The sequence below is a fragment of the Sporolituus thermophilus DSM 23256 genome (assembly GCF_900102435.1).
Classification (GTDB): domain Bacteria; phylum Bacillota; class Negativicutes; order Sporomusales; family Thermosinaceae; genus Thermosinus; species Thermosinus thermophilus.
Genome location: NZ_FNBU01000001.1, coordinates 245,790 through 254,520, shown reverse-complemented (window position 1 = coordinate 254,520; position 8,731 = coordinate 245,790). Strand labels below are relative to the sequence as shown.

Sequence of the window (8,731 nt, the reverse complement as noted above, 5' to 3'; positions counted from 1 at the left end):
CTGGTGGCGCTGTGCAGCCAGCCCCGCACGGCCGAGCAGGTCTACCTGTACGGCGTGATTTTGTCCGCCATCTCGTATTATCTCAACTGGGGCTTCGGCCTGATTTTCGCCGCCCTGTTAACGCGGGAGCTGGCGCGGCAGGCCGAACTGCGCGGCATCAAAGTCCATTACAAGCTGCTGGTGGCCGCTACCTATTCGACCTTCATGATCTGGCATGTCGGCCTGTCGGGTTCGGTGCCGCTCCTCGTTGCCACCCCGACCCACTTCATGGTCAAGGAAATGGGCGTCATCCCGGTTGGCGAAACGCTCTTTAGACCCTATACCCTGTGGGTGCTGCTGCTCGTAATGCTGGCAATTATGTTTATGTTCTGGAAGGTGTTCCCGCCCAAGGATGAAAGCATGATTGCCACCATGCGCCAACTGCGGCCCGACCTGCTTGAGCAGAGCCTGGTGGTCAAAGACGACAAGGCGGTCATATCCACGCCCAGCGAACGGCTGACGTACACGCCGATTTTGTCCTACTTCATCGGCATCATGTTTATCGTTTACCTGTACTACCACTTCTTTGAGGCCAAGAAATCGCTGGACATCAACCTGGTTAACTTCATTTTCCTCATGCTCATCATCTTCCTCCACCGTACGCCGGCCAACCTGATGAAGGCCGTCAAGGCCGCCACCCCGGCCTGCTGGGGCGTGCTGCTCCAGTTCCCCTTCTATGCCGGCATTTTCGGCATGATGAAATTCACCGGCCTGGTCGAAGTCTTTGCCCAGTGGATTATCAGCTTCACTACCCCGACCACCTTCCCGGCGTTTGTCGCCATTTTATCCAACGTTATTGGCTACTTTATCCCGTCCGGCGGCGGCAAATGGGCGGTTGAAGCGCCGTACATCATTCAGGCCGGGGCGGCGCTTGGCGTGCCGCACGCCAAGACGGTTATCGCCTATGCCTACGGCAACGACTGGGTCAACCTCATCCAGCCCTTCTGGGCCCTGCCGTTTATGTCGGTAGTGGGCCTCGAGTTCCGGGACTTCGTCGGCTACACCTTTATTACCTGGATTGTTATCGGCATTATCATGCTGCTGGGACTGACCTTCATACCGTTCTAAACTTTAATCCTGGGAGGGTAATTTATGCAACTGGCAGACATCAAGAATATCTGCAACCTTGGTACCGGCACGATGGGGTTCGGCACGGCCCTTGCCTTTGCCATGGCCGGCTATAATGTGCGCATGTTTGGCCGCTCGGCGGCGAGCATCGAGCGCGGCTACAGCAGCATCAAAGCGGCGCTCGCTACCTACCGGGAACACGGCCTGGTCGAAGAAGCCGACATTCCCGCCATTATTAATCGGATTAAAGGCGTTACTACTTTGGAAGAAGCGGCGGAAGGCGCCGACTTCGTCATCGAGTCCATCGCCGAGAACCTGGAAACCAAGCGGGAAGTATTTGCCAAAATGGATAAACTGTGCGGGCCGCACACCATCTTTGCCACCAATACTTCCGGCCTTAGCCCGACGGCGATTGCCGAAGCGATTGAGCGCAAGGACAAATTCGTGGTAGCTCACTTCTGGAACCCGCCGCATCTGGTGCCGCTGGTCGAGGTGGTGCCTGGCAAGCATACGGCACAAGAAACGGTGGATATCACCTGGAAACTAATGGAGAAAATCGGCAAAAAACCGGTAGCCCTCAACCGGGAAGCCCTGGGTTTCATCGGCAACCGCCTGCAGCTGGCCCTGCTGCGCGAAGCGTTGTACATTGTCGAAAGCGGCATCGCTTCCAAAGAAGCGGTCGACACGACCATGAAGTACAGCCTTGGCCGCCGGCTGGCCACGACCGGTCCGCTGGAAAGCGCCGACCTGGGCGGGCTGGATATTTTCTATAATATCTCCAGCTATCTATTGGCCGATCTCTGCAACAGTACGGAAATATCGCCCCTCCTCAAAGAGGCGGTGGAAAAAGGCACCCTTGGCGCCAAGACCGGCACCGGCCTATATGACTGGACGCCCGAGGCGCTCGCGAAAGTCAAGAAGACGCGGGAAAGCGTGCTTATCGAATGGCTGCGCAAAGATAAAGAAGGACAGGTATTTTAAACTAGGCACAGGCCGCGGATTTACCGCGGCCTGATGTTTTCGGGCGGTCGACAGGGGCATTGTTATTGCTCTATTCCAAAGGTAAAATGGTCTTAGATGGGACGTAATTAGGCGGGGAGGGCAATATTGTGAAAAGTAATGATATGGCAGGAAAAAACCAGCAAAGCCCGGAAATGACCGTCCATTGGTTTTTGAGCATACTGGATGCGATTTACGACGGCGTTCTTGTTGCCGACGAGTTTTCGATTGTCCGCTACATAAACCCGGAGTACACCCGGATTACCGGCGTAACGTACGACCAGATTATTGGCAAGCCGCTACACGAGGTACGGCCGGGAGCCATATTGCCGCAGGTTATACGGTCAGGCAAGCCGCTAGCCGGTGTTTATCGGCGAGAAGGCGACATCGAATATGTAGTGGATATGGCGCCCATTTTTATTGATGGCAAGATTGTCGGCGGCGTTTCGGTCGTAAAAGATATAACAGAAGTACAACGTCTTTCCCAGGAATTGCAGAAATTTGCTAAGCGCACGAAACGGCTTAAAAATATGGTTGACCGTATTTACCGGGCCAAATACACGTTTGGCGACATATTGGGCGATAGTGCCGAGTTGCGCGCGGTCATCAGCGTTGCCGAACGGATTGCCCAGTATGATTCTGATGTCCTGATTACCGGGGAAAGTGGTACCGGCAAGGAAGTTTTTGCCCAAGCCATACATAATGCCAGCCCCCGGGCTTCCGGCCCGTTTGTTGCCGTTAATTGCGCCGCTTTAACGCCATCTTTAGTGGAAAGTGAGCTTTTTGGCTACGAAGATGGTGCGTTTACCGGGGCGAAAAAAGGCGGGAAGGTGGGGCTTTTCGAAATTGCCGACGGCGGGACGATCCTGTTAGATGAAATTGCGGAGATTAGTCTGGAAGTACAGGCAAAGTTGTTACGCGTACTACAAGAAAGGTCGATCAGGCGAGTCGGGGAAACGGCCGAAATCCCTTTGAATGTACGGGTTATCGCCGCGACCAATAAAGACCTGGCCATTTGTGTCCAGGAGGGTCGATTCCGCGAGGACCTTTACTACCGTCTTAACGTTTTGAACCTCCAGTTACCCGCCTTGCGGGAAAGAATCTCTGACGTAAAGATTCTGGCTAATTACTTCCTTAACTTATACTCGGCTAAAATTGGCCGGACTTTGGTGTTGCATCCGGAAACTTATGATGCGCTTATGCGGTATCATTGGCCGGGAAATGTCAGGGAACTGCGCAATGCCATCGAGTTTGCCGCTAACATGTGCGAGAATACGGTTATTATGCCAAACCATCTGCCGAAAGTGTTACTAGGCAACAGTCAACCGCTTAATGGCGCAGGCGGGACTCTGGTCGAAATTGTGCGTGAAGCTGAACGGCGGACAATCGAGACAATGTTGCAACGCTTTGGCGAAACGGTGGAAGGAAAACGGCGGATAGCCGAAATTTTAGGTATTTCCTTGGCTACACTGTATAACAAGATGAAAACTTTGGGGATAACGGAACGGGCGGAGCAATAATTTTTAGAAAATTAGAAATGCGTCAATGGTTTTTCTAATATATTAGAAATTGGCGGGGTGCGTAAATACGGGAAAAACCTTAACAAGGGTAATTTTTCTTCTAAAAATTTAGAATAACTGGTTTGCGGGTTAGCTTTGGGCCGCGGTATTCCTGGGATTTCAAGGCAACCCATTGTTGGCATGGATTTTGCTCTGTAGTGACTGCAGAGCATTTTTTTGTAAAGGAGGCAGGAATTATGCTTGCGGTCATTGGCTTAATTACTATTGTCGTCTTGTTGGCGGCAATCATTTCCAAACGGATGACACCATTAACCGCCTTAATTTTGTTGCCAATTTTGGCGTCGCTGTTGGCGGGGTTCGGACTGGAAACGGGTAAGTTTATCGTTAGTGGTATCCAAAGCATTGCTCCCATTGTGGCCATGTTTATTTTTGCCATACTCTTTTTTGGCGTTATTACTGACGCCGGGATGTTTGATCCGATTATTAATCGCATCTTAAAGTCAGTTGGTAACAATCCAACCCGTATTGTGGTGGGGAGCGCTATCCTGGCAATGATTGTCCATTTAGATGGGTCAGGAGCGGTGACATTTCTAATAACCATTCCAGCCATGCTTCCGCTATACGAGCGGCTGAATATCGACCGGCGGGTACTGGCTTGTGTCGTGGCGCTGGGGGCAGGCACCATGAATATTCTGCCCTGGGGCGGCCCAACACTGCGGGCGGCCACGGCCCTGCAAATTCCGGTGACTGAGCTGTTTAACCCTGTACTGCCGGCACTTGGAGCAGGGCTGCTGTTTGTGGTGCTGGTGGCTTACTGGCTGGGCAAACGGGAAGCGGCCCGACTGGGGACGGTTGCCGGTGATGTCGCGGCAGTGGCTTATGAACGCAAACTGACGGATGAGGAAAAGAAATTACGGCGGCCGCAAAATTTCTGGATAAATGTTATCCTTACCATTGCCGTAATCTGCGGCCTGGTCTGGGGAAAAGTGGCGCCGGCGGTATTATTCATGCTTGGGGCTACGATTGCGTTGCTTGTAAATTATCCCGATGTTAATATGCAGCGGGCAAGAGTCGATGCCCATGCCAAGGCGGCGCTCATGATGGGTAGCATTCTTTTGGCGGCGGGTGCGTTTACGGGTATCATGAAAGGGGCTGGTTTCACTAAGGCAATGACTAATGTGGCTGTTTCTTTCATACCGCCAGACTTGGCTCAACACATTCCGGTGGTGGTAGCTATACTGTCGATGCCACTCAGCCTGCTGTTTGATCCGGATTCTTTCTATTTTGGTGTTTTGCCCATTATCGCTGAAGTGGCCAAGACGCTAGGCGTGCCGGCGATTCAGGTAGGGCAAGCGGCAATCCTTGGGCAGATGACGACTGGCTTTCCGGTAAGCCCACTTACGCCATCGACGTTTTTGTTGCTAGGGCTTACCAACGTAGACTGGGGTGATCACCAGAAGCTTACTATACCACTTGCTTTTGCCACCACGCTGGTAATGACGGTGGTAGCGATATTGGTTGGTTTGTTCCCAATTTAAGGCAGAGGTGATGGAAATGAAAAAAATACGGCTAGGTTCAGGGGCTGGCTATTCGGGTGATAGAATCGAACCGGCGGTGGAACTGGCGGAAAAAGGCGATATTCAGTATTTATGTTTTGAATGTTTGGCCGAAAGAACTATTGCCATTGCCCAACAGCTAAAAATGAAAGATCCCGAAGCAGGCTATGACCCCTTATTGGTAGCGCGAATGGAAGCGGTACTGCCCATTTGCTGGCAAAAGGGGATAAAAATTATTACCAATATGGGCGCGGCAAATCCCAATGCAGGGGCGTGGAAAATTAAAGAAATTGCCCAGAAACTAGGCATCAAGGGGCTAAAGATTGCCGCAGTTTGCGGTGATGATGTCCTGGATATTATTCGCAGCCAGGATTACGTCATTGAAGAAACCGGCGAGAAGCTATCAACGATTAAGGAAAAACTGGTTTCGGCCAATGCCTATCTTGGTGTCGAACCCATCGTAGAGGCGCTGAAAGGCGGCGCGGACGTGGTCATAACCGGCCGCGTGGCTGATCCGGCTTTATTTGTGGCGCCTATGATTTATGAATTCGGGTGGGCGTTAGATGACTGGAATATTCTCGGGCAGGCTACGGTAATTGGCCATTTAATGGAATGTGCCGGCCAAGTTACGGGTGGTTACTTTGCCGATCCAGGGTATAAAGACGTACCTGGACTGGGGCGGCTAGGCTTTCCCGTCGCCGAAGTCCGGCAAGACGGCACAACTATTATTACCAAGGTTGCCGATGCCGGTGGCGCAGTCACCCTTGCTACCTGTAAGGAACAGCTGCTGTATGAAATTCATGATCCCAAAGCGTATATCACGCCAGATGTTGTCGCGGATTTCACTGGCGTCCGACTGACGCAGATTGGCAAAGATCAGGTGCTGGTTGAGGGCGGAAAAGGCCGGGCTAAGACCGATTTTCTCAAGGTATCTATTGGTTATATTGACAGCTATATTGGCGAAGGCCAGATTAGCTATGCCGGTCCTGGCGCGGTCGCGCGCGGGCAGCTGGCGCTTGACATCGTAAAGGAACGGCTGGAGCTGACCAAAGTCCAATATCAGGAAATCCGCTATGATTTGATTGGTGTCAACGCCTTGCACGGCACGCAGCTGTCCGCCGGGCATGAACCGTACGAGGTGCGGGTCAGGGTTGCCGCCCGGACACAGACCATGAAAGAGGCTGTACGGATCGGCAATGAAGTGGAGACTTTATATACTAACGGTCCGGCCGGCGGCGCCGGCGCGTTCAAGGCCGCCCGGGAAGTGGTGGCGATGGTGTCGACGCTGGTTCCCCGTGCGCTTGTTCAATATACGGTCAATCATGAGACGGTGTGAGGTGACGGTTAGATGAAACTTCGGGAAATTGCCCATTCCCGTACCGGCGACAAAGGAAATACCGCCAACATTTCAGTGATTGCTTATGATCCAACCGATTATCCGCTGCTTGAGCAATACGTTACCGCGGAACGCGTCAGAGAACACTTCGCGGAAATCGTCCAGGGCGAGGTTGTCCGTTATACCCTGCCCAATATCGGGGCGCTGAATTTTGTCATGTATAAGGCGCTTGGCGGGGGCGTAACGCGCACCTTGGCGCTGGATATTCATGGAAAATCGCTCAGCTCGGCAATTTTGGACATGGAGATTCCCGATAATCGGTGATCCGACATTTAGCGCGTTGCTTACTAGGATTGCGGGGAGAAATTAAAAAATTCGTAAAATCATTCTCTGCTGGCAGGAAAATATAAGCCGGCAGAGAATATAATTTTCACATATAAACCGGTTTCCTAAACCGGTACACTGAAAACGGAGGGTGGATACATATGATCCCAAAACTTGCCGTGCTGCAAAAAATTGTGGACGCCGGCCTAGTGGCCGTTGTCCGAGCGGAAAACGCCGACCAGGCGCGCAAAATCGCCGACGCCTGCATCAGGGGTGGCGTGGCCGCAATCGAGATTACCTTTACCGTCCCGGGGGCGGTCGACGTCATCAAAGAACTGGCCAATACTTATAAATCCGGCGAAATCATTATCGGCGCCGGCACCGTCCTCGATCCGGAGACGGCCCGCGCGGCGATTCTGGCCGGGGCGCAGTATGTCGTCAGCCCGTCCCTCAACGTGGAAACCGTAAAACTGTGTAACCGCTACCAAGTGCCGATTATGGCCGGGGCCATGACGATTAAGGAAATCGTGGAAGCGATGGAGGCCGGCGCGGATATTATCAAGATCTTCCCCGGCGAGTCGATGGGCCCGACCTTTGTTAAGGCGGTTAAGGGGCCGCTGCCCCAGGCGCCCATGATGCCGACCGGCGGCGTCAGCCTCGACAATGTGGCCGAATGGATTAAGGCCGGCTGCGTGGCCGTTGGTGTAGGCGGCAACCTCACGGCCGGCGCCAAGAAGGGCGACTATGAGTCCATCACGGCCATTGCCCAGCAGTTCATTGCCAAAATCCGCGAAGCCCGCGGTCAAAAATAAAAATAAGGCAAACGCCAAGCAAAAGCGAAAGGAGTATTGCAATGGCAAAAGTAGTATGTTTTGGCGAAATTATGTTAAGGCTGTCCCCTCCCGGCTATCTCCGGTTTGAGCAGGCCACCAGCTTTGATGTTGTGTATGGCGGCGGCGAGGCCAATGTCTGCGTTTCGCTGGCCAATTACGGCGAAGAGGCCGTTTTCGTTACCAAAGTGCCCGACAACCCCATTGGTCAGGCAGCCATCAACGAAATGCGCCGCTATGGCGTTGATACCCGCTACATGATCAAAGGCGGCAAGCGCCTGGGCATCTATTTCTGCGAAAAAGGCGCTTCCCAGCGGGCTTCCAAGGTGGTTTACGACCGGGCCGGTTCGGCTATTTCCCAAGCCAAGCGGGAAGACTTTGACTGGGCTAAAATTTTTGCAGGCGCCAATTGGTTCCACTTTACCGGTATTACCCCCGCGCTGGGCGACAACGTGGCCGAATGCGTGCTTGATGCGGTTAAGGCGGCCAAAGAGGCCGGCCTGACGGTAAGCTGCGACCTCAACTTCCGGAAAAACCTCTGGACAAGCGAAAAAGCCGGCCAGGTCATGGCGCAGTATATGCCGTATGTCGATGTTTGCATCGCTAACGAAGAGGATGCCGAGAAAGTGTTTGGCATTAAAGCGGCCGATACCGACATCATCGGCGGCAAACTCAGCCATGAGGGCTACAAGGATGTGGCCAAACAGCTCGCGGAGCGGTTTGGCTTCAAGGCCGTGGCCATCACCCTGCGCGGCAGCATCTCCGCTTCGGACAATAACTGGGCAGCCATGCTGTACAAAGACGGCGAATTCTACTTCTCCCGCAATTACGCCATCCACATCGTGGACCGCGTCGGCGGCGGCGACTCCTTCGGCGGCGGCCTGATTTACGCCCTGCTCAACGGTTATTCCAACCAGGATGCCCTCGAGTTTGCCGTAGCCGCGTCCTGCCTCAAGCACACCATTGAGGGAGACCACAACCATGTGACGGTGAGCGAGGTTAAGGCGCTCATGGCCGGTGATGGCTCGGGCCGCGTACAGCGGTAAGTATCGCAAAAAG

Annotated in this window: 8 protein-coding genes; all 8 read left to right on the top strand. The window is 53.4% G+C overall.

Features of this window, described 5'->3' with window-relative positions:
- The first annotated feature begins 3 nt into the window (after nucleotides 1–3).
- The 8 genes from BLQ99_RS01245 (at nucleotide 4) to BLQ99_RS01210 (ending at nucleotide 8,718) form a co-directional block, all read left to right on the top strand.
- Nucleotides 4–1,107 (top strand): TIGR00366 family protein, encoded by a 1,104-nt coding sequence (locus tag BLQ99_RS01245; protein WP_281240861.1) that lies wholly within the window; start codon nucleotides 4–6, stop codon nucleotides 1,105–1,107.
- 24 nt (nucleotides 1,108–1,131) lie between these two features.
- Entirely contained in the window at nucleotides 1,132–2,088 is a 957-nt protein-coding gene (locus tag BLQ99_RS01240) for a 3-hydroxyacyl-CoA dehydrogenase family protein (protein ID WP_093687333.1), read from the top strand.
- Between the two features lie 128 nt (nucleotides 2,089–2,216).
- Nucleotides 2,217–3,626 carry a sigma-54 interaction domain-containing protein gene (locus BLQ99_RS01235; RefSeq protein WP_245690203.1) on the top strand — a complete coding sequence of 470 codons (1,410 nt, stop codon included), beginning with the start codon at nucleotides 2,217–2,219 and terminating at the stop codon, nucleotides 3,624–3,626.
- 236 nt (nucleotides 3,627–3,862) lie between these two features.
- Nucleotides 3,863–5,164 (top strand): CitMHS family transporter, encoded by a 1,302-nt coding sequence (locus BLQ99_RS01230; protein ID WP_093687331.1) that lies wholly within the window; start codon nucleotides 3,863–3,865, stop codon nucleotides 5,162–5,164.
- Between the two features lie 16 nt (nucleotides 5,165–5,180).
- Nucleotides 5,181–6,518 (top strand): acyclic terpene utilization AtuA family protein, encoded by a 1,338-nt coding sequence (locus BLQ99_RS01225; protein WP_093687329.1) that lies wholly within the window; start codon nucleotides 5,181–5,183, stop codon nucleotides 6,516–6,518.
- 12 nt (nucleotides 6,519–6,530) lie between these two features.
- Nucleotides 6,531–6,842, top strand: coding sequence for an AtuA-related protein (locus BLQ99_RS01220; RefSeq protein ID WP_093687327.1), 312 nt, complete (start codon nucleotides 6,531–6,533; stop codon nucleotides 6,840–6,842).
- A 161-nt stretch (nucleotides 6,843–7,003) separates the two neighbouring features.
- The gene (locus BLQ99_RS01215; protein ID WP_425440863.1) at nucleotides 7,004–7,654 is read left to right on the top strand and encodes a bifunctional 2-keto-4-hydroxyglutarate aldolase/2-keto-3-deoxy-6-phosphogluconate aldolase; all 651 of its coding nucleotides are present in this window, start codon (nucleotides 7,004–7,006) and stop codon (nucleotides 7,652–7,654) included.
- Nucleotides 7,655–7,695: 41 nt separating this feature from the next.
- Nucleotides 7,696–8,718, top strand: coding sequence for a sugar kinase (locus BLQ99_RS01210; RefSeq protein WP_093687325.1), 1,023 nt, complete (start codon nucleotides 7,696–7,698; stop codon nucleotides 8,716–8,718).
- Nucleotides 8,719–8,731 lie beyond the last annotated feature (13 nt).

Bases quoted from the DNA above. Each gene is read 5' to 3' on its own strand.
- BLQ99_RS01240 (WP_093687333.1), top strand. From the start codon at position 1,132: ATGCAACTGGCAGACATCAAGAATATCTGCAACCTTGGTACCGGCACG.
- BLQ99_RS01230 (WP_093687331.1), top strand. From the start codon at position 3,863: ATGCTTGCGGTCATTGGCTTAATTACTATTGTCGTCTTGTTGGCGGCA.
- BLQ99_RS01225 (WP_093687329.1), top strand. From the start codon at position 5,181: ATGAAAAAAATACGGCTAGGTTCAGGGGCTGGCTATTCGGGTGATAGA.
- BLQ99_RS01220 (WP_093687327.1), top strand. From the start codon at position 6,531: ATGAAACTTCGGGAAATTGCCCATTCCCGTACCGGCGACAAAGGAAAT.
- BLQ99_RS01215 (WP_425440863.1), top strand. From the start codon at position 7,004: ATGATCCCAAAACTTGCCGTGCTGCAAAAAATTGTGGACGCCGGCCTA.
- BLQ99_RS01210 (WP_093687325.1), top strand. From the start codon at position 7,696: ATGGCAAAAGTAGTATGTTTTGGCGAAATTATGTTAAGGCTGTCCCCT.